Source organism: Streptomyces kaniharaensis, assembly GCF_009569385.1.
Lineage (GTDB): Bacteria > Actinomycetota > Actinomycetes > Streptomycetales > Streptomycetaceae > Kitasatospora > Kitasatospora kaniharaensis.
Window position 1 is genome coordinate 466,672 of record NZ_WBOF01000002.1, and the last position, 23,553, is coordinate 490,224.

Consider the following 23,553-nt stretch of genomic DNA (forward strand, 5'->3'; position numbering starts at 1 on the left):
TGGGGTGATTTGCTGGGGTTCGGTGGGCGGTGGGGTGGTTGGGGTTCCTAGCGTCGGTGGTGATGAGCCCGCTGTGGTGCGCGGGTGCCGAGCGAGGGGTGGGGGTCATGCCGTCGTTGTTGGCCGTGTTGGAAGCCAGGGAGGATCGGGCCCGGAGTCGGGCCGCGGGGCTGCGCGAGCGGATCGCTGAGCTGTCCGAGGAGTTGTCGCAGGTGGAGGCCGAGCTGTCGCGGCTGCGGATCACGCGGGAGACCGTGGACGAGGTGCTGGCCGATGGCCCGGGTGCGGCTGCTTCGGAGCCGATCGGGGACGTCGAGTCCGCGGTGGTGCCGTTGACGGAACTCGTGCCGGTGCTGCTCGCGGCGGAGGCGGCCGGGGACGCGACGGTGACCTCGCCGGCCTACCGGCGGGTCCTGGTCGCGTTCGCCGAGGCGCCGGGCCCGTTGCGGTGCAAGGAGGTGTGCACCGCGGTGGGGCTGGGGACGGAAGCCAACCACGTTGAGGGCATGCGCTCGAAGCTGAAGCGGCTGGTCGAGCGCGGCATCCTCGTCGAGGCCGCCTCGGGGCTGTTCGCGCTGGCGTCGCGGTCGGGTGCCCGGTGAGCGACCAGGCGGCTCTGGCCGCCGCCGAGACCGCGTTCACCGCCTCCCGCCACCTGTTCGACCAGGTCACCGACGAGCTCGGGTCCGCCGAGACAGCCGCCTTGACGCACTCGCAACTGGAGGACCTGCTGAGCTCGCGGATGCGTGAAGTGACCCGGCAGCTGTTCCAGGACCATGTCCGGCTGCGGGAGCTGACCGAGCAACGACTGCCCGAGGTGGTGGACGCCAGCGGGGTCGAACGCACCAGGATCGAGCGGGGCCGCTCCCGGATCCTGGCTACGGTGTTTGGGAAGGTGACGGTGACCCGGATCGCCTACCGCGGCAGCGGGGTGGCCGATCTGCACCCGGCCGACGCGGTGCTGAACCTGCCCGCGGGGATGCACAGCCACGGACTGGCCAAGCTCGCCGCGATCGAGGCATCCCGCGGCTCGTTCGCCGAGGCCACCGAGCGGATCAACGCCGTCACCGGCGCCGGGATCGGGCCCCGGCAGGTTCAGGAACTCGCGGTCGGCGCCGCCTGTGACATCGACGACTTCTACGACGCCCTGGTGCCGACCCCGTGCACCGACACGACCACTCTGGTGGTCTCGGTCGACGGCAAGGGCGTGGTGATAAGGCCGGAAGCACTGCGCGAGGCTACCGCGAAGGCCGCGCAGGTCAAGGGCGGCAACAAGATGAAGTCCCGACTCGCCGCCGGCGAGAAGCACGGCCGCAAGCGCATGGCCACCCTCGCAGCGGTCTACGACGCCGAGCCCACCAAGCGCGGCGTCGACGACATCATCACCGACCCCGACCCCCGTGAGGACGGCGACAGCGACGACGGCGGCCAGGGCGAGGGGCGCGAACGCCGTCCCGGGCCCAAGGCCAGGTCCAAGTGGCTGACCGGCTCCGTCGACGACCCCGCCGCCCAGGTCGTGGCCGCCGCGTTCGACCAGGCCGAGCACCGCGACCCCACCAACCGCCGGCCCTGGGTCGTGCTCGTGGACGGCGCCCGCCACCAACTCGACCTCATCACCGCGGAGGCCGAACGCCGAGGCGCGCGGGTGCACATCGTCATCGACCTCATCCACGTGCTCGAGTACCTCTGGGACGCGGCCTGGTGCCTGCACCAGGCCGGCGACCAGGCCGCCGAAGCCTTCGTCGCCCGCCACGCCCGCACCATCCTCGGCGGCGGCGCCGAACAGGTCGCAACCTCCCTCGAGAAGGCCGCTCGCGCCGCCCGGCTGAAGAAGAACCGCCGCAAGGGCATCGACGACGCCATCGGCTACCTGCGCAACAAGGCCCAGTACCTGCGCTACGACACCGCGCTGGAACACGGCTGGCCCATCGCGACGGGCATCATCGAGGGCGCCTGCCGCCACCTGGTCAAAGACCGACTCGACATCACCGGCGCCCGCTGGGGACTCGCCGGCGCCGAAGCCGTGCTCAAGCTCCGCGCTCTACGCGCCAACGGCGACTTCGACACCTACTGGACCTGGCACGAGAAGCAGGAGTTCGCCCGCAACCACCAAGCCCGCTACCGCGACCACCTCACACTCGCGGCCTGATCAACAGCACCCTCATCAGATCTGCACCCATCCCGGATAGCCGCGGTAGGCGTCACAGGCCTGCAACAGGCTGCGCGCCGGACTTCAAAACTCCTTTGGAAAACCAGGGCGGTTAAGCGACCTCCGAGGACCCCCTTCCTGACAGAGTTCCGGGCGCTTGCTGGCCAGTTGAAACCGCGGCATGTCCGACTGGATCTTCGTCAGCCGAAGAGCAGCTCGCGGTCGGCTCCGAGATGGCCGCGCAGCGTTGCCAGCGCGCGTGTGCTCTGCGACTTCACCACGGAGACGCTGACGCCGAGGATCTGCGCCGTGGTCTCCACGCTGTGGTCCTCCCAGTGGCGCAGCAGCACGATCGCGCGGTCTCGTGGGGGCAGCAGGGCCAGTGCGTCGAGCAGGGTGAGGCGGGTCTCGGTGGGGTCGCTGTTGCCTGGGCGGTCGGGTAACTGATCGACCGTCAGCTCGGTGGTACGGCGGAGTTTGCGGTGGTCGAGGAGTGTGTTGAGGAGCACTTTGCGGGCGTAGGGGAAGGGGTCGGTGTCGTTGCGGCGGATGGCGCGGTTCCAGGAGAGGTACATCTTGGTGAGGGTGGTCTGGGTGAGGTCCTGGGCCAGGTGCCAGTCGCGGCACATCAGGTACGCGATTTGGCGCAGCCGCATAGCGTTGGCGTCGGCGAAGGCCGTGAACTCTGCTTCACTGCGCATGTACTGGTGTCCTGCCCTGGTGTCGTCGGATACGGGAGGGGCCTCGCGGTCCTGGGCGGGGCCGCGAGGCGGATTCTGTCCTCAAGATCGTTCGGTGGGGGGCAGGTCGCGGGACCGGTCGGCTGCCGCCTGGACGAAGCTGAAGTCCATGTGCCGGCTGTGTGCGGGGTCTCCGGCGATGGCGACGGCCTGGTCCTCGGTCAGCGCGATCGTCCCGGGCGGGTGGGTGTCGCCCTTCTTCGCGAGGCAGTCGGGCATGGAGATATGTACGGCTGTGCCGTCAGGGTGGTCGGTAAGAAGCAGGGCGTGGAACTGGTCGGCTGCCGCTTGGACGAAGCCGGCGTCCATGCGCAGGCTGAATGCGGGGTCTCCGGCGATGGCGACGGCCTGGTCCTCGGTCAGCGCGATCGTGCCGGGCGGGTGGGTGTCGCCCTTCTTCGGGAGACAGTCGGGCATGGAGATATGTACGGCCGTGCCGTCGGGGTGGGTGACGGTCACCATGACGTACTGGGTGCATGTGCCTTCGACTTGGCCGTAGAAGATCCTGACCTGCTGGCCGTGGCCGTCGCGGAAACACCGGCCGGACGCGTTGACAGAGCCGGCGCCAGAGTCGCAGGGGTTCCCGGCGTCGGAGCTCAGGGAGACGGTGATCCTTCCGGTGCCGCTGTCATCGGTGAGGTCGGCCTCGGCCCTGGGGTATTCGCCCGAGTCCGCGGCGAAATGGCTGGCCTTCTCGGTCGGCGGCAGCGTCTTGAGCAGTACGGCCAGGAGCGCCGGACCGGTCGCGGGGACGAGCTGGCCGGTGGGGGCGGCGGTGGCCGTGGTGGTCGGCACCGCGGTCCCTGGAGCAGGTGCCGGGGCGGGGCTCGCCGCGGTACCTGGAGCACGGTAGCCGGCGGACGGCACGGAACCGTCCCTGTCCGGGGCCGCCGCCTGCAGCTGCGCTCGGCCCGTTCCCGGCACGCCACACACCAGCGCAGTCACGACGGCCACCGCCGCGGTCAACGCGACCGCGGCGGCGACAGCCCGCCGACGACGTACCCGCCGTCCCTGCCGGGTGGCAGCCGCGACCAGATCACCCAACGGAGGAGCGTCGAGTTCTGACAGCTCGTCACTCAGGGCGGTACGGAAGTCGTCCATGACGGTGGTGTCCTCTGCTGTCGCTCACACGCCGGCCAACACGAGCCCCGCCCGCAAGCGGGGCTCTGCCCACCAAGACGGATCAGACCCCCGGTTCCGTCGCACCCCGGGCGAAATTTTTTCACCACGCCCCTGACCAGCGGAAACGGTCCCCCGGACCGGCGGTACCGACGCGGCGCCGCCCGACCACTCGCCGCCTCCGCCGTCCTCGAACCGGTCTTGCGTATCTGACGGATCGTCTGCATAGTTGCTCGCATCCCGCCGGGCCACGCCCCGCAGGACTGTTCACGCACTATTGGCATATGCATGACCACGAGCGGGCTCACGGCAGGTGCAACGAACCGGAGCCCTGGGGCAACGGGCGACCTGACGAGCCGTTGACAAGCAGCGCGAGCTACCTGGCAGCTGGAGTCAGAGGCAGGACTACGGGGCCGATCGTCCTGTTGTTCTTCCTAGTGTTCCTGCCTGGCTCGATGCTCTGCGCACGCGGTCAAACGATGGAGATCCGCTGCGGGTCTCCACACAGCTCTACGGCCTGCTCGTACCGCCGCGGCCGTCCTCTGATCGAACACAGAAAGGTGCTGCCAGTGAAGGAACCCGGTTCCCGGACCCCGCAAGAGGTCTTCCAGAGCCACGGCAAGGCGCTTGTCGCCGAGGACCTTGACGGGATCGTCGCGAACTACGCACCCGACGCTTCCTTCATCACCCCGGCCGGTGTCAGGCACGGCCACGACGGCGTCCGCGAAGGCTTCGCCCGGCTGTTCGCCGACCTCCCGCACGCCAGGTGGGACCTGAAGATCCAGGCCTTCGAGGGCGAGGTCCTGTTCCTGGAGTGCTCCGCCGATTCCGACACCAACCATGCCGAACACGGTGTGGACACCTTCGTCTTCCGCAACGGCTTCAGCCAGACCCAGACCGTCCGCTACACGCTGACGCCGACGAGCTGAGGAGGTCAGACCATGAGTACGCTCTTGCGCACCGCCTGTCCCACCGTGTGGCGCCTGTGGACCGCCGCCGTTGCCGCCAGCACCGCGTTGGTCGGCCTGGTCGGACTGCCGGCGACCCATGCTTCCGCGGCCACGTCGGCGCGTTCGGCGACCGGGCCGATGTTCCTCACCAACGGAGCCTGGCCAGACCACATCCTGTGTGCCAGCGCTGACAACGACAATGTCCGGCTCACGCTGTTCGACGCCTCCGACCCGTACTGCCAGTGGATCCGGGTCGGGGACCGCGGCCAGTTCCTGCTCTTCAACCCCAAGAAGCAGAAGGTCGCCACCTACCTGGGCGGCAACGAGGGCGCCGTCGTGATGGAGAACCAGAACTCCCCCACACCCAACCAGCAGTACTTCTCCTGGGGCGGCGCCGAGGCCTGGGGCGCCTACGCCCTGCAGTCCTTCTGGGACAGCGGGCAGAACGTCGATGCCAAGGACCCCAACAGCGACAGCCCGCGCACCGACGCAGTACACACCCGGGGTTGGCGGCACGGCTACCAGCAGGAACTGACCTGGTACGAGCTCCCGGTCGCCGCTCAGCGCCCGACCTACGTTTTCGCCCACAACCTGAACTCCGCCGACCAGGTCGACAACGCCCTCGACGCCGGCTACAACGCCATCGAGGTCGATGCCTCGTTCGACACAAAGAAAGGCGACTGGTGCTACTCCGGTACTCACGAGTGGATCTCCTGTGACCCCGGCAACCCAAGCTCGGAGATGGTCCTCCCGGAAAGGGTCTCCCGGAAGACCACTGCTGCGATCCTCAACGCAATGGTCAGGGCCCGGCAAAACGGCAAGAGCCTCGCGGCTGTATGGGTTGACATCAAGCCGGACGGTGAAGGCGACCAGCCTGCCCGGATCAGTCTTCTGCGGAGCATGGTCCGTCACACGCTGCTGGCCGCCGGGATCCAGGTGATGTACGAGGTGCCCTACTCGGCCGACAACAACGCCGCCTGGAACGCACTCAAGCAGAACCTGGATCCCCTGGAGTCGGTGGCCGTGACGGGCACCTACTCGCACGTGCGCGACACCTTTGCCAGGCAGGGCAGCGGCATCGACAACAAGCACCGGTTCGCCACCGATGGCTCGGCGGTCTTCGCGACCTTTGTCGGGGGCTGTACGCCCGGCCCGACCCTGACCGACAGCGACAAGGTCAAGGGGCTCAAGGAGAGCGTCGCCAACCGTGAAGCGGGGAACATCAACGGCGTCTTCGCCTGGACCATCGGCTCCGCGCCCGACAGTGAAGACTGCGCGGCACGGATGCTCGGCGAGACCGGCGTGAACGGTGTGATCGCCGGAAACCGGATGTCGGACTACAGCAAGGAGCCCGATACCGACGACTCGGTGAAGATCATCAAGGACTGGGTCCGCAAGCACCCCAACCAGGCACGGATGGCCACCGTCCACGACAACCTCTTCCGCTGAGCCGAAGCCAGGGCCGATCGCCCTCCATCGCACAGACATGCGGCACCGAATAGCGGCGCCCTGAGCTCACGGCAGCAACTGCCGGCCGAAGGCGTCCGCAGCCCAACCCGCCGAGACCACCATCCCCAGACCCGCCCTCGCGGCCCGCTGATCCAACCGGGCTCATCACCTCGCGCGGCCCAGGCGGCGACCACGAACCCGCACCCGGCTGTGCCCCTCCGGTAAACCGATCCCCCCGCCGCAGGGGCACTGCCACCACGCGACACGCTTCCAGGCGAGGTTCCACGAGCCCCCGCACAAGGCTGACCTCAGCATGACCGCCCTGCCGCGAGCGGCCCCTTGTACCGCTCGCGGCAGGGCACCCCGGATCCCTCGACGAGACGAGCCCGCACGATGTACCTCACCGGCGTCCGCGCCGAGGCCTCCCTCACCGGAAAACCAGCACTTCGGATACTCACCGGCAATGTCCTCGCCCTTGGCCTGGTCAGCCTGGTCACCGACGTCTCCGCCGAAATGGTCACTTCGGTGCTACCCGCGTACCTGGTACTTGGGCTGCATCTGTCGGCAGCTCAGTTCGGCGCTGTGGACGGGCTTTACACCGGCGCAACCGCGCTCACCCGGCTGCTCGGCGGCTACCTCGCCGACCACTTCCGGCAGCGCAAACTGGTCGCCGGCATCGGCTACGGCCTGTCCGCGACCGCCAAGCTCTGCCTGCTGTTCACCGGCTCACTACCGGCACTGATCGGCATGACGATCGCTGCCGACCGCACCGGCAAGGGCCTGCGCACCGCACCGCGCGACGCCCTCATCACCCTCTCGGTCCCCGAGGACCGGCTCGGCCGCGCCTTCGGCGCCCACCGGGCCCTGGACAGCCTCGGCGCGTTCGCCGGTCCACTGATCGCGGTCGCAACGCTCGCCCTCGCGGGAGGACCAGGCCGCTCATACGACGCGGTGTTCATGGTCAGCCTCTGCTTCGCCGTCCTGGGCGTGCTGCTGCTGGCCCTCTTCGTCCGCGACCGGCGCGACCAACTCCCACCCGGAGCAGTCTCGTTGCGAGCCGCCCTCGGCCTGTTGCGCCGCGGCCGGTTCCGCATGGTCTGCGCGGGTGCGGCCCTGCTCGGCGTGGCAACGGTCGGCGACGGGTTCGTCTACCTCACGCTGCAACGCCGGGACGACCTGCCCATCACCACGTTCCCGCTGCTCGCCGTCGCCACCGCACTCGGCTACCTGCTCCTGGCCGCACCTCTCGGGCGCCTCGCCGACCGGATCGGCCGACGCCCGGTCGCACTCGCCGGCTACGCCGTACTGCTCGCCGTCTACCTGCTGCTCGCCACCGGGCACGGTCCGAGCTGGCTGGTCCTGGCGTTGTACGGCGCGTTCTACGCCTCGACCGACGGGGTCCTGATGGCGATCGCCGGTCCACTGCTGCCCGAGGAGCTGCGGACCAGCGGGATCGCCCTGATCCAGACCGGCCAGGCGATGGCCTACCTCCTCTCCTCCGTGCTGTTCGGCCTCGCCTGGCAGAGCTGGGGCACAGCACCGGCCTACCTCACCGCCGCCGCAACCGTCGCGGTGACCCTGGCCCTCTCCACACCCCTGCTCAAAGGACGCACCTCGTGAAGTCGCGCATTCTCATCGCCCTCGTGTCGACCGTGCTGCTCGCCGCGGTCGCGGTCGGCTACACCCTGAGCCGGGGAGATGCGCCGACCGGCGACCACGGCGTCGTGACCCTCACCGGCCCGGGCCTGCTGATCCGCGACACCGTCACCGGCACCCTGGCCGTCCAACGCCCGGACGGCAGCCGGGTCCACTCCGACCTGCGCTGCGCCCGGGTCTACGCCGCGGCCGGCACCGGGGTGTGCCTGCAGGAGCAGCCAGGCGCCTACCAACTCACCATCCTCGACCGGGATCTGAAGCAGCTCTCCAATACGCCGCTGAACGGCACTCCCAACCGCGCCCGGGTCTCGCCCTCTGGCCGAATGGTGTCCTTGACGGTCTTTGTGGCCGGTGACTCCTACAACGGCAGCCAGTTCTCCACCCGCTCGGGAATCATGGACACCCGCACCGGCACCATCGTCGGGACGCTGGAGAGCTTCACCGTCGACGGCCAGAACGCCCCGGCCGATGCCAACTTCTGGGGCGTGACCTTCACTCAGGACGACAACGTGTTCTACCTGACGATGTCAGCCGGAGGCCACCGCTCGCTGATGCGAGGCGACTTCGCCAGGCGCGACCTGTACCCCCTCAAGGACAACGTGGAATGCCCGTCACTGTCCCCCGACGGCTCCCGAATCGCCTTCAAGAAGATGCTGCCGGACCACACCTGGCGACTCACCGTCCTGCGATTGGACGACCTGGCGGAGACCTCGCTCGCCGAGACCCGCAGCATCGACGACCAGGCCGCCTGGCTGGACAACGCCACGATCGCGTACGGACTCCCGGCCAGCCCGGGCAAGGATTCCGACGTCTGGAGCGTGCCGGCCGACGGCACCGGATCTCCCCACCTGCTGGCCCGCAACGCCGAGTCACCCGCTCCACTCGACTGACACGAGAACCCCCGCCGCAACGAGAACGCCCGGTGGGACGCCGAAGAGGACCGGCGTCTCTACGAGCAGCGCCGGCGCCGGGAGGCCGCCGCCCGCCACCGTCCCGACGGGCCGGTGGCGGGCGGCGGTGCGTGGTCTGCAACCTGCCGCTGGCCGAGGTCTTCGGCCTCGGCGGGCCGCACTGGTCGGGAGCGTGGTCGTGAGGTGGTGATCGTTCGTCACCTCTCGGGCGAATCCCGGTCCGGCGTCCCTTGGCCGCGGTCGCGTGCGTGTGTGGAGCTCCACGACTGCTGGTGGAGTCGCTCGACTCCGTCGAGGAGGAGGTCGAGGGCGAACTCGAACTCGAACTGGTCGTCACAGGCGCTGCCGACGGCGGAGCCGGGTTCGTGGGCTCCGGCGGTGGCGATCTCGACGATGTGCGGGTATCGCTGGGCGACTTCGCGGAACATGCGCTCACGCAGTTCGGGGTCGGCAGGCGGCGGGGGCGTGGGGAACACCTCCTGGGTGAAGCCCCACATCCTGCTGCCGAGTGCGTGCATCGCGTGGTGGGTGAGGTCGGCGGAGAGTCCGCCGGCGCGGAAGGCGCCGATGAGGGAGTTCATGTAGTCCAGGACCGTCGGTGAGGCCTGGCCCCTGGACTCGATCACCGGCGGTGCCCATGGGTGACGAAGCAGGGCCTGCCGCGCGGAGAGGACGCGTCCTCGGACCGCCCGCTTCCAGTTCGGATCATCGGCGGGCGGGTCGATCTCGCCGATGACGACGTCGACCATGCCGTCGAGCAGCTCTTCCTTGTTGGCCACGTGCTTGTAGAGCGCCATCGGCACGACTCCGAGCCCCTGGGCGAGGTGGCGCATGCTCACCGCGTCGATGCCGGCCGTGTCGGCGAGTGCGACCGCGGCGCGCAGGACGCGGTCCCGGTTGAGCCGTGTCCGGCCGGACGGCCGGACGGATGCGGTGGAGGGGTCCGGCTGGGCCGGGGTGAGGCGGGAACGTTGGCTGCTTGACACGGTGTACAGGGTACACCTATGTTCGAATCCTCCAAGGTGTACACCGTATGCCTCTGCTTTCCGAGGGGTTGCCATGACATCCACCCGAAGAACCGCCGCCGCCGCCGGCGTTCTGTTTCTCATCACCCACGTCACATCCGTTCCGGCGCTGATCCTGTACGGGCCGGTCCTCAACGACGCCAGCTTCATCACCGGCTCGGGCCCCGACACACAAGTGCTCCTCGGCGCCTTTCTCGAGGTCGTCCTGGCGCTGGCCATCGTCGGCACCTCCGTCGCGCTGTTCCCCGTCGTCAAGCGCACGAATGAAGCAGTGGCCCTCGGCTACGTCGGGCTGCGCACCCTGGAGGCCGGCGTCATCGCCGTCGGCATCGTCCCGCTGCTCTCCGTGGTGACCATGCGCCACGGTCACGCCGCCCAGCCCGGCGCCGTCCCGCTCGGGGAGGCGATGGTCGCCCTCCACAACTGGACCTTCCTGGTGGGCCCGAGCCTGGCGTGCGGGACCAACACCGTGCTCCTGGCCTCCTTGCTGCACCGCTCCCGGCTCGTTCCCCGGTTCATCCCCGTGCTGGGACTCATCGGTGGCCCTCTGGTGTTCGCCTCGGGCGCCGCCCAGATGTTCGGCCTCATCCAGCAGATCTCGGTCTGGGCCGCGCTCGCCGCCATCCCCGTCTTCGCGTGGGAGATCTGCCTCGCCCTCTTCATGCTCATCAAGGGCTTCCGGGCTCCGACCGAGGCGCACCCCGCCTCAGCACCGTCCCCGAGCACCCCACAGCCAGCAGCGCTGTAGCCGGACTCGCGCGGCCGCCCCGTCCGGGCGGCCGCCCATCCACCAAGGCTCCGACTGCCCAGAGGCGCACTGACTGCACCCTGCACGCCCCGCACCAACCTCGCCGCCTCGATGTGCGTGGGAGTGCCGGGCGGGTCGTTGTCCCGCTCGGCCAGGGCCTGACCGGCCGGTGCCGGTCGTCCTCCTCGGAGTGCTACCGCCTGGTCGAGGAGTGGGTAGTGCTCGCGTGCGTCGGTGGTGTCGGCGCCGTGGCTCAGACCTCCTCCTCCATGCGCCCTGCCGCGGTGCAGTCGCCAAAAGCACCCGGCGGGTTTGGGCCGACCGGGGCACGAGTCAGCCGTGACCCACCGCCTGCGCTGCACCGGGCGGGTCGCGAATACGCGCGGATCAGGGCTGCCGCGCCTTCTCGGCGGTGACCTTCGTCCTCGCAGAACGAGGCGGACCGGCCGCCCGCGGGAGCGGCCGGCCCTGCCCGTCGTACCAGCGGTCAGCCGGGCATCATGCCCATCTGGCGCATCATGGCGACGGCGTCCCAGCTCCACCAGCCTTCCTTGGCCTTGCCGTCCTCGAACCGCCAGATCGTCATGCCGGAGGACTCGATCGTCTTGTTGCTGGCCGGGATGCCCATGTACTCGCCGATGTGCGTAGCGCGCCAGATCCAGCGGGTGGCGACCTGGTCGCCCTCGGCGATCTGGCTCTGGATGTCGAAGGTGAAATCGAAGGCGCGACGGTAGCCCTCGATCATCTGCTTGACGGCTGCAGGGCCGACCGTGTCGCCGTCCACCGACGGGTCGTGGTCCCGGTAGTCCGGTGCGACCAGGTCGTCAATGACGGACATGTCCCCGTCCGCGGGTTCCAGCAGCAGTCGGCGGGCCGCGTCCTTGAGGAGCTGCTCGTCGCGGACCAGGTCCAGGTTGGTGAAGGTGGGCGGCTCCTGGCACAGGGCCACCATCTCGCGGAAGATCCGGTCGGTCTCCGGCAGGGCGGAGTTGCGCATCGCCGCCTCGTACGAGGGGAACTCGACGATCTCCACGACGTGCCGGGCGTCCTCCCGGTCGGAACCGACCATCGTGTGGGTCGCGGTTCGCTTGCCCTGAGTCTGTTCGATCCAGGTGTCCATCAGCTGGTTGAGCTCGTCCGGCCGCTCCGTGCGGCACTCGACGATCTGCACAAAGGTCATCGTGAACCCTCTCCCTCTGACATGCCTCGCCTACCAACGTGGCGACTCCACTGTGCCCCGGGGTGTCACGTCGCGCTTCGGCGCCGAGGAGAGTCGGGGCACCGGGCCCCGCCCCCTCCATGCGACCCAGCAGGAGAAATCGGGGCACCGCATCGCCGCACCGCCGCACGGCGGAGAGAACGGACAGTAGGCCATGCGCGGGAACCGACATCCCGCAAAGAGCCGTGAATCCCCACAGGCCGACGAACACAGGATCACCGGGCCGCAGTCCGATCCGGGGCAACCCCGCCAGCAGATCCTGAATCCCAAGAACCCCCTCGGGTGGCAACGCGCCCCACCGGCCAACATCGGGTACCCACACCACTTGCCACTTGGCCAACCGACGCCGCCCTGACGTTTGAACTCACCAAATCATCAGGGAAGTGCTCAGCAATTCCGCGAGCCGGTCGCTCCGGTCGCTGGGCACGATCGTGAGCGGGGCGGCGGTCACTGGGCCTCCTCGCCGTCGGGCAGGGCGGCGTGCAGCTTGGCCGGGCGCAGCGTTCCGGGGGTGTAGAGGTTCCCTGTCAAGTTCAACGTGTTGAAGGTCTGACTGGTCAGGCAATGCTCGATGCCGTCCTTGATGTGGAAGGCGGGCTTGGTAGTCAGATGGTAATGACGTTGACAGCGAGCGAGGAGAGGACCGCGATCGCCTGGGCCTGTCCGTAGCGGCGGGGGTCCGCGGGCGGGCGGAGCTTGGCATAGACGCTGAGGAAGACGTAGGTGAGGGTGGGGGCGAGCCAGTCGTTGGCGGAGAAGCCGGGCAGGCCGTCGTCGTTCAGCTGGGGCATGTTCGCGGAGGTGCGCCAGAGGAAGACCGAGAGGCCGGAGAGCAGGGTTACGGCGGCGATGTCCTGCCAGGCGGACCGGGGCAGGCGCCAGGCCGCGCCGACGAGGGCGATCACGGCGGTGACGGCGGCGGTCAGCAGGATGTGGGCGTGGCTGAACGTGGTGGTGGAGACGACGTCGGCGGCGGCCATGTGGGGTCTTCCGTTCGGTGGGGCGTCCCTGGTGGTGCTGATGGTGCCCTGGGGCCGGGCGGTCAGTGGAGTGCCAGGCCGAGGGCTCCGGCGGTAAGGACGACGTACGGTTCGGGGATCTTGAAGCGCCAGAGCAGGCCGAGGGTGGCCAGGGCGATGGCGGTGGTGGGCAGGTCGGTGACGGCCTGTCGGGTGAGGACGACGACGGCTCCGGCGAGCGCGCCGGCTGCGGCTGCGGTGGCGCCGGTGACGAAGGCTTTGACCTGGTGGTTGTCGCGGTGGCGGACGAACCAGCGGCCGGGTATGACGACGCCGAGGTAGATCGGGGTGAAGATCGCGACGGTGGCGACCAGGGCGCCGGTGGGGCCGGCGACGAGGTAGCCGATGAAACCGGCGGTGATGACGACGGGGCCGGGAGTGATCAGGCCCATGGCGACGGCGTCGAGGAACTGAGCCTGGGTGAGCCAGTGGTGCTGGGTGACGACGCCCTCGCGCAGCAGCGGCACGATGGCGAGCCCGGAGCCGAAGACGAGGGCGCCGGTCTTGAGGAAGAACAGACCGAGCGAGGTCAGCGTGCCGCCGGTCCCGAGCGTGCCGAGGGCGAGCGGCAGTGGGCCGATGCCGTTCAGCCGGTTGCCGAAGCGGGGCCACCGCAGGGCGGGCCGGGCGTCGAGGAGGATCAGCAGCAGGCCGGCGCCGACGATGAGGTAGATCGGTTCGCGGCCGGTGGTGGCGGTGACGGCGAAGACGACGGCGCTGATCGTCCAGGCGCGCCAGTCCTTGGTGTTGGTGAGCCGGAGGAGCTTGTAGGCGGCGATGGCGATGATTGCCATGACGGCGGGGGCGATGCCGTAGAAGAGCGACTGGACGACGCTCAGTCCGGAGTAGTGCGAGTACACCGCCGCCACGGCGGAGACCATCAGGAACGACGGGCCGATGAAGGCGAGCGCGGTGGCGGCGGCTCCGAGGGCGCCGCGTTTGAGGTAGCCGACCCACATGGCGACCTGGGCGGCCAGTGGGCCGGGCATGGTCTGGCCGAGGGCGACGCCGTCGAGGAAGTCCTGCCTGGCGATCCAGCCGCGCTGTTCGACGAGGTCGCGCTGCATGTAGCCGACCACGGCGATCGGCCCGCCGAACCCCCAGGTTCCCAGGCGCAGGAAGTACCGCAGCACCGCTGTGAACCCGGCGCCGTCGGCCGCCGGCACAGGCGTCGGTACCGATGGCGCTTCGTCGTCCGGGATGCCGTGGAATGCGCTGGGGCTACTCACCCGTTCAATGTAACCAGGGTTACATGATGACATCAACGCTGATCATGGCGCCCGAAGCCGCAGGAAAGTCGGAAGCACCTCGCGGCCCATGCCGATGGGGCGGCAGCCCGGGGCCTCGCGCGCCGGAAGGCCCCCGGGAAGATCAGGAGCGCGGGCCGGCCCGGCTCCCGGCGCCGTCAGGCGGGTTCCCTGCCGAGGAGCAGGCCGCGCTTGACGTACTCGTACAGGCCGTCGAACAGCGGCCCCGTCACGGCGAGGGTCTGCTCGTCGGTGCAGACCATCGACAGGCCGCGCAGGGCGACGTCGAAGCCGGGCGCCTCGGGGGCGTCGTAGCGCTGGTCGTCGAGGTCGGCCTCGTGGACGATCTCGGCGATGCGCCACAGCACCGGATCGGTGAGGTCGTAGCGCCGCAGGATGGTCTCGAAGGAGCAGTCGTCGCCGTGGTGGGAGAGGTCCACGCCCCGCATGTCGAAGGCCGTCGCGTCCGGTGGCACCGCCGCGGGGTCGCCGACGAACACGAACTGCGCCTGTGCGTCGATGAACCGGCGGATCAGCCATGCGCAGGCCGCGCGGTCGATGTGCACCCCGGCCCGGGTCGCCCACTTCACGACTGCGTCACCGGCCTCTTCTTCGAGGGCGTGGCGGAGGCTGCCACGAGGTGTTCGACGGCGGCGCGCGCCAGGTCGCGTTCGCGGGGCGGGAAGTAGTCGCGCCGCCCTATCCGGTGCAGCTCGGCGCGCAGGCGGCGGACCCCGCGCAGGCGGTCTGTTTCCAGCTGTCCTCCGAGCGCCGTGGCCTCCTCGGTGACCTTGCGGTACTCCTCGGCGCGGGCCGCCGCCATGGCGGCGGCCAGCTCGCGCTCCTGCGCGAGGGTGGCGGGCTGGGCCAGCCAGATGCCGGCGGTGCCGCCGGCCTCGGTGACCTCCTCGGCGACCCACTCCAGCTGCTCGCGGGTGCGGGCGTCGGCCGGCAGGGCGACCAGGCCGTCGGAGATCTGGGCGACGCCTAGCTGCTTGAGCTTGCGCCACACCGCGATCCGCGGCGTGGAGGGCTCGCGCGGCATCCGGTAGGACAGCAGCACCCACTGCCCCGGGGCCAGCTGGGCGACAGGGGGGTGTTCCATGGCTCCCTGGTCCGTCACCGCGACCACCTCCGTGCTGTCCACGTCCGAACGACCCGCCTCCGGTGAACTGTAACCTGGGTTTCGTCAATTCCGCGACCGCGCTCAAGGGGAAACCGACGGTGGATGCGCCCGGCACGGCCTTCGCCCTAGACCACGTGACCGTGCGCCGCGACGGCCGCGTGCTGCTGGACGAGGTCTGCGCCGATATCCCGGCCTCGGCGTGCACCGCGCTCGTCGGCCCCTCGGGCGCCGGCAAGTCCACCCTGCTGCGGCTGCTCAACCGCCTCGCCGAGCCGACGTCCGGGCTCGTGCGGTTCCAGGGCCGGCCGCTGCCGCAGCTGGACGTGCTGGAGCTGCGCCGCCGGGTCGCCCTGGTCGGCCAGCAGCCGGTACTGCTGACCGATCGTGTGCTGGACGACCTGCGGGTCGGCCGCACGGACCTCGAAGAGGAGCGTGCCGCCGCGCTGCTGGAACGGGTCGGCCTGCCCGCCGGGATGCTGGAGCGGGCCACGGCCGGGCTGTCCGGCGGCGAAGCCCAACGGGTCTGCCTCGCGCGGGCGCTCGCGGTCGAGCCCCAGGTCCTACTGCTGGACGAGCCGACGTCGGCGCTGGACGCGGCCAGCGCGCAAGCGGTCGAGCACACGATCAAGGACCTGGTCGCGGGCGGGCTGGCCGTGGTGCTGGTCAGTCACAACACGCCGCAGGCCCGCCGGATCGCGGACCACGTGCTGGTCCTGCGCGACGGGCAACTGGTGGCCGCCGGGCCAGCCGAAGACATCGACTACCTCCAGGAGGGGACGTGAACCCCGCCGTGCCGACCTGGGCCGGGGTCGCCGCCTCCCTCGCCCTGGTCTTGCTCGCCGTCCTGGTCGCCTGGCGCCAACGGCTGCACCTTGCCCGGGACATCGCGATCGCCGCCGTCCGCGCCGGAGTCCAGCTCGCGGCCGTCGGCGCGATCCTGGTCTTCGTCTTCCGGCACACCGGCCTCGCCGGGGGCGTCGGCTGGCTGGCGCTCATGGTGCTCATCGCCGGAAGGGTCTCCGCCCACCGCGCCTTTGGCATGCCCCGCGCGCTGCCGATCGCCACCACGGCCGCCGCCGTCGGTACCGCCGCGACCCTGGGCACACTGCTCCTCTTCGGCGTGATCGACTCGCAGGCGAGGGTGGTGATCCCGGTCGGCGGCATGGTCGTCTCCGGCGCCATGCAGGCCACCACCCTCGTCCTGGTGCGCCTGCGCGACGAGGCCCGCACCGCCCGGCCCGCCATCGAGGCCCGCCTCGCCCTCGGCCTGCCCGCCGCCGACGCCTTCGCGCCCCACCTGCGCTCGACCCTGCGCACCGCGCTCATCCCCGCGATCGACTCCACCAAGACCGTCGGGCTGATCAGCCTGCCCGGCGCGATGACCGGCCTGATCCTGGCCGGCGTCGATCCGCTGACCGCGATCCGCTACCAGATCGTCGTGATGTACATGCTGCTCGCCGCAGCCGCCCTCGCCGCGCTCACCGCCGCCCGCCTCGCCGAACGCGCCCTGTTCGACGACGCCCACCGCCTGCGCCCACTCCCCGCCGCCGACCCCGACGAGGCCCGCCGATGACCACCCCGTTCCTCCGCCGCCGCGCGGTGATCACGATCGCCGCCGCCCTGCTCGCCGCCGCCGGCATCGCGCTCGGCCTCGTCCTCACCCGAAGCCAGAACCCGCCACGCGTCGACCTCCCGCTCCAGCAGGTCGAATCCCTCACCCTGCCCGGCGACAGCTCCCGCTTCGACTACGCGAGCCTGGACGCCGACCGGGGCCTGCTGTTCATCGCCCACCTCGGCGCCGGCGAGGTCATCGAGGTCGACACCCGCAGCAACCAGGTGGTGCGCACCATCCCCGATCTGAGCAGCGTGCACGGCGTCCTCGCCGTCCCGTCCCTGCACCGGGTGTTCGCCACCGCCACCGGCGCCAACGAGCTGGCCACCATCGACGAGGACACCGGCCAGGTCCTGCGACGCTCCCCCACCGGCGACTTCCCCGACGGCCTCGCCTACGACCCCGCCCACGGCACGGTGTGGACCACCAACGAGAGCGGCGGCTCCGAGACCGTCGTCGACGCCGCCACCGGCGCCGTCCGCGGCACCGTCAAGGTCGGCGACGAGGCCGGCAACAACGCCTACGACCCCGCCAGCGGCCAGATCCTCGTGGCCGCCCAGGGCAGCAACGAACTCGCCGTTATCGACCCGGTCTCCCTCACCGTCACCCGCCGCGTCCCGCTGCCCGGCTGTGACCACGACCACGGCCTCACCCTCGCCCCCGACGACCGAATCGCCTTCGTCGCCTGCGACGGCAACGCCCGACTGCTCACCCTCGACCTGACCACCTGGCAGGTCACCGGCACCGACGAGGTCGGCCAGGACCCGGACGTCCTCGCCTACGACTCCGCCGCCCATCGCCTCTACGTGGCCGCCGAGTCCGGCTGGGTCACCGTTCTCGACAACCAGGCCCGCCACCTGACCGTCACCGGCCGCGCCCACCTCGCCGACGGCGCCCACGTCGTCGCCGTCGACCCCGTCACCCACCGCACCTACTACCCCGTCCCCCACAGGGACGGCGGCCACCCCGCCCTGCTCACCATGACCGCCACGCACTGAGCAAGCGGCCAGCAGCAGGACCGCAGCGATCCGCGTCCTTCCTCCGTCCGCTCACTGCGCCTCCTTCTCCCATTAATGAAACCGTGGTTGCATAACTTCGCCCGATTGTCTGACGAAGGGTCTGATGTCATGAGCTCGAAGCGGATTCGGACGGGGGACGCGGCGGCGAGCCCCTCGCGGCGCCGGCTGCTGACGGCCGCCGCGGTGGCGCCGGTGCTGGTCGGCGCGGGAGCGGCGGCGGCCCAGGCCGAGCCGGGCCACCACGGCGGCCACGCTGCCTTGCAGCCGGTGCCCACGACGAACGCGGACTGGCAGGGCGTGGCCGACGTGCTGAGCCGCTCCGGCACGGTGAACGGCGGCGCGGTGTACAAGGTGGGCCTTCCACGCCGGGACCTGCACGTCACCTCCTACGGCGTCACCATCAAGCCGGGCCTATCCCTGGGCGGCTACGCGGTGTTCGCCCGCTACCAGGACGGGCGCACGCTGATGATGGGCGACCTGGTGGTCACCGAGGGCGAACTGCAGCGGGCGACCGACGCCCTGCACGCGGGCGGCCTGGAACAGACCGCGATCCACAAGCACCTGCTCGCCCACGAACCGGCGATCTGGTGGACCCACTTCCACGGCATGGCCGAGGACCCGGCGGTCCTGGCCCGCGCCCTGAAGAGCGCCCTGGACACGACCGCCATCCCGCCGGCCGTCCCGGCAGGGCCGCCGCCCGCGCTCGACCTGGACACCGTCGGCATCGACGACGCCCTCGACGCCAAGGGCGTCAACGACGGCGGGATCTACAAGTTCACCTTCAAACGCTGCGAGACCGTCACCGAACACGGCCGCATCCTGCCCCCGGCCATGGGCGTCACCACCGCCCTGAACTTCCAGCCCCTCGGCGGCGGCAGGGCCGCGATCAACGGCGACTTCTGCATGACCGCCGACGAGGTCCAGGACGTCCTGACCGCCCTGCGGCACGGCGGCATCAACGTCGTCGAGCTGCACAACCACGGCCTGATGGACGAACCCCGCCTCTTCTACTGCCACTTCTGGGCCGTCGAGGACGCCGTCGTCCTCGCCCGCGCCCTGCGCGCTGCGGTGGACGCCACCAACACCACCCCGGCCTGACCCGAGCCGTCACCGGCACACCGCCGGGGCCGGCCGGGACATCCCGGCCCGCCCCGGCACCGAAGGCGAAGCATCCCACCCACCGTCTTCCCCAGCGCGATCGCCGGGGAACCGCCCCCACCCGCGACCCGGCGCACCGTCCCGTACCCCCTGCCCGCCGGGCTCACGGCCCTCATGGTCGAGCTCTGCCTCTCCTGAGACGGCCGCCTGGTCGGGCGACGTCAGGCCATGCCGGGGCCGGACCGGAGCGGCAGCGCGCGCACCCGTCCCGCGGGCGAGGAGAGTGCGTCCCGCAGCTGCTGGTTCTCCAGGGTGAGCTGGTTGACGACCTGGACCAGGCCCTGGACGTCGGCCCGCAGTTCCTTAAGCTGCTCGGCGTCCCTCGCCCTCAGCTCTTTGAGCCTGACGATCTGCTTGCGCAGACGGGTCTCGCTGTCCGGGACCAGCCCGCGCTCGCGGACCCGGTCGTAGAAGTGGTTCTTCAGGTCGAGGTGGCGCTGGGTGAGGGCGTTGCGGGGGACGCCCGCCTCCTGGGCGAGCGCGACGATGGTCAGCGCGCCGTTGGAGTGTTCGGGGGCGCCGGTGAGGATGCGCTCGATCGCGGCGACGATGCGGTCGCGCTCGTCGGACACCGGCGTCACGGCCCCTCCTGGAGGATCTGGCGGTCGAAGTGGTGGCGGTCGGCGAGGGCGTCCAGACGTTCGGCGGTCGTGGTGAGGCGTTGGGCGAGCGGCACCGGCAGGTGGGCGGCCTTCCGGGCAAGGGCTCGGGCCCGGTCGCGCAGATGGTCGGCGTGGTGATCGGTGCGGGCGATGTTGGGGCAGCCGGCGACGCAGTGGTCGAGGGTGGGGGTGGCGGCGGCGCTGTCTCGGTGGCACAGGGCCTGGTCGCGTTTGTAGACGCACATCAGCAGGGTGTGGGGGTTGTCGTAGATCAGCAGGTCGTCGTTGGCGAGGTAGCGGCGGGCGGTGGTGGCGGTGATGACGGTGCCGGCGAACTCGGGGGCACGGGCGGCGGCCTGGATGGCGCGGCGCGCTGCCGGGCCGGAAATGCCGCCCCCATCTTCGAGGTGCTGGTGCAGGCCGGTGACAGTGTCGCCGACGGCACGAACGGTCTCGATGTCGAGGAGGACGTGGATGCCGTCGCGGGAGCGGGAGGCGTAGCCGGCGGAGATCGTGGTTCGCAGGTGGCCGTACTGGATGGCGAGGGCGACGAGGCCGCCGGGCCGGCGGGCGATGTGCCAGGCGAGGGTGCGGCGGAAGCGGGCGCTGGCGACCCTGCCGTGGGGGTCGGGCGGGATGGTCTCACGGGCGAGGCCGTGGCGGGCGGCTTCGGTGTTGGCCCAGGTGATGAAGTCCTCGATCCGCCGGACCATGGCTCCTGCGACGAGGGAGCCGGTTGCGGGACGGACGGTGGCGAAGTGGTGGGTGCGGCTGTCGAAGAGCAGGTGGCCGTCGGGGACCATGCGTTCCAGGACCCGGATGGCGTTGACGACGGGGGCGATGGCGACCCAGGGCAGGGCGCGCTCGGTGCCGCGCGAGAGGTGGTTGCCGTCCTCGTCGCGGGCGGTCTTGAACTCGCGGCCGCGGATGAGGTGGCGGCCCGGATTGCCGTCTGGTTCCGGCGGCGGGTTGGGGCAGCAGCCGGTGTGCAGGCCCAGCACCTCGCCGGGGCGCATGCCGGTGAGGTAGGCGATGACGATGAAGCAGGCCGTGCCGAGGTGGCGCATCAGGGTGGCGGCCTCGTCTAGGTTCACCGCTTCGCGCCACGGCTGTCCGTGGACGGTTCCCCTGATCGGAGTACGCAGGGGGCACGGTCCCGGCCTCAGCCGGGCCGCCCGGGTCAGCCCGCGCTTGGCGTAGAGGTTCACCTGGTCCATGGAGGCCCCGGTGAGCACGGCGATGTACTGGCGGGCGAGGACGATCCGGCCTCGGTAGCGGATCACGGGAACGAGGGCGCCGGTGGCGTCGAGCCGGTGTGTGTAGGCGTCGAGGGCTGCGAGGCCGGTCTCGGTCGGCGTGGTGGCCTTGGCGACGACGGGGACCTGCTGGTGTTCGGCCCAGGCGGCGAGGATGTCGTCGGCCAGGTCGTCGACCATGCGCATCGCCCACACCAGCAGGGGCCCCATCGTCGTCTCGGCGATGGCCTCGGTGGCGTTCTCACCGCCTCTCGTGGTCGCGGCGGGAAGGTAGTCGTCCACGCCGTGCTCGTCCCAGGGCGGCCTTCCGATCCCGACCGGGCGGGCGGTGAGTTCGTCGAAGGCCCACAGCCGGGTCAGGGCCAGGAGGGCCTGGGCGACGGAGCTCCGGCTGCCACCGCGCTCGCGCAGGTGCGTGGCGTAGGCGTCGAGCACACCGGAATCGCAGTCGGCGAGGGTGTCGAGGCCGCGGCCCGTGAGCCACCGGGCCAGGTGCATCCACACGCGCACGGTCGTCGTGGTGCCGGCGACGCTGGTGCGCGAGCGCAGGGTCCGGGCACGCTCGCGTAGGAACGTCGGGCGGAGCTCTTTGTTGATCAGCGTCCACACCAGCAGCCGCAGCTCCGCCTGGAACGGCTCGGGGCAGTTGCGCCAGTGGATCGATGACGTCCCCGTGCTCGGGTTCTCGATCAGTGGTGCGAGGGACCAGACGTCGTCCGCGAAGCGGGAGTTCAGGTGCGCGTTGGCCCCGGCGGCGCGCTGCGGCGGGACGACCGGGCTGTGCGGCGCGGGAAGGAGGCGGCCCGAGGTGCTGGGTGCGGTGGTCACGTGTCGAGTTCTCCGGTCAGCAAGTGGCCGACGATCGCACGGTCCGCGTCCATCACGCGTTCCAGAGCCTGGGCCCACGGGCCGGAGCCGACCTTGGACTTGAGGTCGTCCAGGCGCGCGAAGGTATCGGACCAGGCGCCGTGCCACACCGCGGGGTCGAGGGCCGTGCGCAGGTTGTCCAAGGCGTGGTGCAGGTGGGCGAGCCGAGCGTGGTGTCCTGGGTGGACGCGGGCGTTGGTGCAGCCCAGGCACATCAGGAACGACGCCGCGCAGCTTCCGCTGGCGCCCGGGTAGGGGCTGTTGGTGTAGTCGTGGCAGTCGGCGGTCGCGGTTTCCAGGTCGCCGGGGTCGGCCTGGTCGCGGACTTCGGCCACGAGTACGGCCCGACGGGCACGCTCGGCGGCCTCCTCGGCGCCGGCCGCGATAACCGGTAGGGCGTCGTGCCTGACCTGCGGGTCGGTCAGTACGTAGGTGCTGTCGTGGGTGGCCTGGCTGTTCTGCCCGGGCTCGCGCCGGTACAAGGCGTTCACCGTCCGCCGGCCGCGCTGGAACGGTGATCCGTCCAGCCCTTCCCTGCGTGCCCACGCCATCGCGGCCCTGGTTTCGATGCCGAAGCGGAATGGCCCCAGCGGGGGTTCCCGGTCGAGGTCCGCCAGCCCCCGCACCGCGACACTCGTCCTCCATACGATGAGCAGCTTGTTGCCGGGAGCCAGCTCCTGGACGGCGGCTCTGGCGAACCGGGTAGCTTCGAGCGCCTCGGTGATCAGACGGCCCTTCGAGCCCGCGCCGTCGTCAGTGACGTTGCGCGTCTCGAACTGGCGGCCCGCCGGACGGCGCCGCTTCTCCAGCTCGATCCGGTAGGTCCGGGCGCCGTCCTCGCCCGGATCCGGCGAGGCCTGGGGCACCGCGAGGGAGCTGATCACGGCCAGGTTCCAGCCGAACTCCGCCAGCAGCAGCACCCCCAGCGCCGTCGCCTCGTGAAGGGACAGGAACAGCCTTTGCCAGGTCCGGTCCCCGCCCTGCCCGCCCAGCACTCGGACGTAGCGGTGCACGACACCGGCGGCCGCGATCCCCTTGGGCGCGTAGCGCGGGACGTCGCCGGTGCGGGCCAGACACTCCAGTGCCTCGCCCAGCAGCCAGTCGTCGCCGCCCTCGCGGAACTCGCCGTTGTGCCACCGCTGAAGATGGCGGGCGTTGTCGGCGATCCGCAGCCGCGCAGCCCGGAAGGTCCGGCGGGCGGCCAGCCGGACCTGGTCGAACTCCGCCGGGGCGTAGGACGCCACCGAACTCGCCGGCTTGCGGCTGCGGCGGGCGAGCGCCTCGCCGGCGGCACCGCTTTGCAGCCGCGCGTCCTGCCGCAGCAGCCTGGCCACGCTGACCACGTCCAGACGCCCCGCTCCCGTCGCCGGTCGGCTCATCACCCACTCGTTCCACACCGCCACCGTCACCTCGTCCAGGTCCGCCGGCGGGCGCTGCATGGTCGACAGGAAGTCGGCGAACCGGCGCACATACCGCCAGGCCGTTCTCCCCGTGGAGTGCGAGGCCCATGTCCGGGGTGTGCATGAGCCGGCGAACACGGCGGCCAGCGACCGCTGCATCGCCGCCCCCACCGGCAGGAGGGAGAAGTCGTACACCACGATCCGCCCGGCGGTATTGGCGTGACGGACGACCAGCCCATCGTTGTCGAGCACGTCGGGCCGGTGGTGAACCGTCTCGGGGA

22 protein-coding genes are annotated in these 23,553 nt (G+C 70.8%); 11 read left to right on the top strand and 11 right to left on the bottom strand.

The genetic code is table 11. The features are described 5' to 3' along the window. Positions 1–107 precede the first annotated feature (107 nt). Entirely contained in the window at positions 108–602 is a 495-nt protein-coding gene (locus F7Q99_RS29680; protein ID WP_153466692.1) for a hypothetical protein, read from the top strand. Further along, positions 599–2,149, top strand: coding sequence for an ISKra4 family transposase (locus tag F7Q99_RS29685; protein ID WP_153466693.1), 1,551 nt, complete (start codon positions 599–601; stop codon positions 2,147–2,149). The genes F7Q99_RS29680 and F7Q99_RS29685 overlap by 4 nt, the downstream gene beginning before the upstream one ends. A 200-nt stretch (positions 2,150–2,349) precedes the next feature. Here F7Q99_RS29685 and F7Q99_RS29690 read toward each other — a convergent pair whose 3' ends face one another. Together F7Q99_RS29690 and F7Q99_RS29695 are read right to left on the bottom strand one after the other, a co-directional pair. Beyond that, a complete protein-coding gene (locus F7Q99_RS29690; protein WP_153467001.1) occupies positions 2,350–2,850 on the bottom strand; it encodes a sigma-70 family RNA polymerase sigma factor in 501 nt (166 codons plus the stop codon). Positions 2,851–2,931: 81 nt separating this feature from the next. Next, positions 2,932–3,684, bottom strand: a complete 753-nt coding sequence (locus tag F7Q99_RS29695; protein ID WP_153467002.1) for a hypothetical protein — start codon at positions 3,682–3,684, stop codon at positions 2,932–2,934. A gap of 893 nt (positions 3,685–4,577) precedes the next feature. Between F7Q99_RS29695 and F7Q99_RS29700 the strand changes: the two genes are divergently transcribed. The 4 genes from F7Q99_RS29700 to F7Q99_RS29715 all read left to right on the top strand — a co-directional run bounded on the left by F7Q99_RS29700 (position 4,578) and on the right by F7Q99_RS29715 (position 8,953). Next, the gene (locus F7Q99_RS29700) at positions 4,578–4,937 is read left to right on the top strand and encodes a nuclear transport factor 2 family protein (protein WP_326847319.1); all 360 of its coding nucleotides are present in this window, start codon (positions 4,578–4,580) and stop codon (positions 4,935–4,937) included. A 12-nt stretch (positions 4,938–4,949) separates the two neighbouring features. Continuing rightward, positions 4,950–6,407, top strand: coding sequence for a PI-PLC domain-containing protein (locus F7Q99_RS29705; RefSeq protein ID WP_153467003.1), 1,458 nt, complete (start codon positions 4,950–4,952; stop codon positions 6,405–6,407). 393 nt (positions 6,408–6,800) lie between these two features. Beyond that, complete coding sequence (locus F7Q99_RS29710; protein WP_153467004.1) at positions 6,801–8,027, top strand: MFS transporter; 1,227 nt, start codon at positions 6,801–6,803, stop codon at positions 8,025–8,027. Further along, complete coding sequence (locus F7Q99_RS29715; protein WP_326847320.1) at positions 8,024–8,953, top strand: hypothetical protein; 930 nt, start codon at positions 8,024–8,026, stop codon at positions 8,951–8,953. The genes F7Q99_RS29710 and F7Q99_RS29715 overlap by 4 nt, the downstream gene beginning before the upstream one ends. Positions 8,954–9,171: 218 nt before the next feature. On the opposite strand, the gene F7Q99_RS29720 is transcribed toward F7Q99_RS29715, so the two are convergent. After that, positions 9,172–9,960 (bottom strand): TetR/AcrR family transcriptional regulator, encoded by a 789-nt coding sequence (locus F7Q99_RS29720; RefSeq protein ID WP_407697883.1) that lies wholly within the window; start codon positions 9,958–9,960, stop codon positions 9,172–9,174. A gap of 73 nt (positions 9,961–10,033) precedes the next feature. On the opposite strand from F7Q99_RS29720, the gene F7Q99_RS29725 reads away from it, so the two are divergent. Beyond that, positions 10,034–10,747, top strand: a complete 714-nt coding sequence (locus F7Q99_RS29725; RefSeq protein ID WP_153467006.1) for a DUF4386 domain-containing protein — start codon at positions 10,034–10,036, stop codon at positions 10,745–10,747. 487 nt (positions 10,748–11,234) lie between these two features. Here the strand turns inward: F7Q99_RS29725 and F7Q99_RS29730 are convergent, their stop codons facing one another. From F7Q99_RS29730 to F7Q99_RS29750, 5 genes are all read right to left on the bottom strand, one after another. Beyond that, positions 11,235–11,927 carry an ester cyclase gene (locus F7Q99_RS29730; RefSeq protein WP_153467007.1) on the bottom strand — a complete coding sequence of 231 codons (693 nt, stop codon included), beginning with the start codon at positions 11,925–11,927 and terminating at the stop codon, positions 11,235–11,237. Between the two features lie 644 nt (positions 11,928–12,571). Further along, complete coding sequence (locus F7Q99_RS42775; RefSeq protein ID WP_153467008.1) at positions 12,572–12,946, bottom strand: hypothetical protein; 375 nt, start codon at positions 12,944–12,946, stop codon at positions 12,572–12,574. A gap of 62 nt (positions 12,947–13,008) precedes the next feature. Beyond that, positions 13,009–14,214, bottom strand: a complete 1,206-nt coding sequence (gene chrA, locus F7Q99_RS29740) for a chromate efflux transporter (protein WP_326847321.1) — start codon at positions 14,212–14,214, stop codon at positions 13,009–13,011. 176 nt (positions 14,215–14,390) lie between these two features. After that, positions 14,391–14,822 (bottom strand): chromate resistance protein ChrB domain-containing protein, encoded by a 432-nt coding sequence (locus F7Q99_RS29745; protein ID WP_326847322.1) that lies wholly within the window; start codon positions 14,820–14,822, stop codon positions 14,391–14,393. Continuing rightward, positions 14,819–15,337 carry a Chromate resistance protein ChrB gene (locus F7Q99_RS29750; protein ID WP_153467555.1) on the bottom strand — a complete coding sequence of 173 codons (519 nt, stop codon included), beginning with the start codon at positions 15,335–15,337 and terminating at the stop codon, positions 14,819–14,821. The genes F7Q99_RS29745 and F7Q99_RS29750 overlap by 4 nt, the downstream gene beginning before the upstream one ends. Positions 15,338–15,399: 62 nt before the next feature. Here F7Q99_RS29750 and F7Q99_RS29755 point away from each other — a divergent pair, with 62 nt between their 5' ends. The 4 genes from F7Q99_RS29755 to F7Q99_RS29770 all read left to right on the top strand — a co-directional run bounded on the left by F7Q99_RS29755 (position 15,400) and on the right by F7Q99_RS29770 (position 19,087). Next, complete coding sequence (locus F7Q99_RS29755) at positions 15,400–16,140, top strand: ABC transporter ATP-binding protein (RefSeq protein ID WP_326847323.1); 741 nt, start codon at positions 15,400–15,402, stop codon at positions 16,138–16,140. Then, positions 16,137–16,931 (top strand): ABC transporter permease, encoded by a 795-nt coding sequence (locus F7Q99_RS29760; protein WP_326847324.1) that lies wholly within the window; start codon positions 16,137–16,139, stop codon positions 16,929–16,931. Before F7Q99_RS29755 ends, F7Q99_RS29760 begins: the two co-directional genes overlap by 4 nt. Further along, positions 16,928–17,968 carry a YncE family protein gene (locus tag F7Q99_RS29765; protein WP_153467010.1) on the top strand — a complete coding sequence of 347 codons (1,041 nt, stop codon included), beginning with the start codon at positions 16,928–16,930 and terminating at the stop codon, positions 17,966–17,968. Before F7Q99_RS29760 ends, F7Q99_RS29765 begins: the two co-directional genes overlap by 4 nt. 129 nt (positions 17,969–18,097) lie before the next feature. Further along, entirely contained in the window at positions 18,098–19,087 is a 990-nt protein-coding gene (locus tag F7Q99_RS29770; RefSeq protein WP_153467011.1) for a DUF1259 domain-containing protein, read from the top strand. A 221-nt stretch (positions 19,088–19,308) separates the two neighbouring features. Here the strand turns inward: F7Q99_RS29770 and F7Q99_RS29775 are convergent, their stop codons facing one another. Genes F7Q99_RS29775 through F7Q99_RS29785 form a run of 3 tightly spaced genes read right to left on the bottom strand, consistent with a single transcriptional unit; the run spans position 19,309 to position 23,524 of the window. Then, positions 19,309–19,728, bottom strand: a complete 420-nt coding sequence (locus F7Q99_RS29775) for a hypothetical protein (protein WP_230210990.1) — start codon at positions 19,726–19,728, stop codon at positions 19,309–19,311. Beyond that, the gene (locus tag F7Q99_RS29780; protein WP_195911305.1) at positions 19,725–21,833 is read right to left on the bottom strand and encodes an integrase; all 2,109 of its coding nucleotides are present in this window, start codon (positions 21,831–21,833) and stop codon (positions 19,725–19,727) included. Before F7Q99_RS29780 ends, F7Q99_RS29775 begins: the two co-directional genes overlap by 4 nt. After that, complete coding sequence (locus F7Q99_RS29785; RefSeq protein WP_153467012.1) at positions 21,830–23,524, bottom strand: hypothetical protein; 1,695 nt, start codon at positions 23,522–23,524, stop codon at positions 21,830–21,832. Before F7Q99_RS29785 ends, F7Q99_RS29780 begins: the two co-directional genes overlap by 4 nt. Positions 23,525–23,553: the final 29 nt, after the last annotated feature.

What these genes read in the sequence shown, in the direction of transcription:
- F7Q99_RS29680 (WP_153466692.1), top strand. Translation starts at nt 108, where the DNA reads ATGCCGTCGTTGTTGGCCGTGTTGGAAGCCAGGGAGGATCGGGCCCGG.
- F7Q99_RS29690 (WP_153467001.1), bottom strand. Translation starts at nt 2,850, where the DNA reads ATGCGCAGTGAAGCAGAGTTCACGGCCTTCGCCGACGCCAACGCTATG.
- F7Q99_RS29705 (WP_153467003.1), top strand. Translation starts at nt 4,950, where the DNA reads ATGAGTACGCTCTTGCGCACCGCCTGTCCCACCGTGTGGCGCCTGTGG.
- F7Q99_RS29710 (WP_153467004.1), top strand. Translation starts at nt 6,801, where the DNA reads ATGTACCTCACCGGCGTCCGCGCCGAGGCCTCCCTCACCGGAAAACCA.
- F7Q99_RS29725 (WP_153467006.1), top strand. Translation starts at nt 10,034, where the DNA reads ATGACATCCACCCGAAGAACCGCCGCCGCCGCCGGCGTTCTGTTTCTC.
- F7Q99_RS29730 (WP_153467007.1), bottom strand. Translation starts at nt 11,927, where the DNA reads ATGACCTTTGTGCAGATCGTCGAGTGCCGCACGGAGCGGCCGGACGAG.
- F7Q99_RS42775 (WP_153467008.1), bottom strand. Translation starts at nt 12,946, where the DNA reads ATGGCCGCCGCCGACGTCGTCTCCACCACCACGTTCAGCCACGCCCAC.
- F7Q99_RS29750 (WP_153467555.1), bottom strand. Translation starts at nt 15,337, where the DNA reads ATGGAACACCCCCCTGTCGCCCAGCTGGCCCCGGGGCAGTGGGTGCTG.
- F7Q99_RS29765 (WP_153467010.1), top strand. Translation starts at nt 16,928, where the DNA reads ATGACCACCCCGTTCCTCCGCCGCCGCGCGGTGATCACGATCGCCGCC.
- F7Q99_RS29770 (WP_153467011.1), top strand. Translation starts at nt 18,098, where the DNA reads ATGAGCTCGAAGCGGATTCGGACGGGGGACGCGGCGGCGAGCCCCTCG.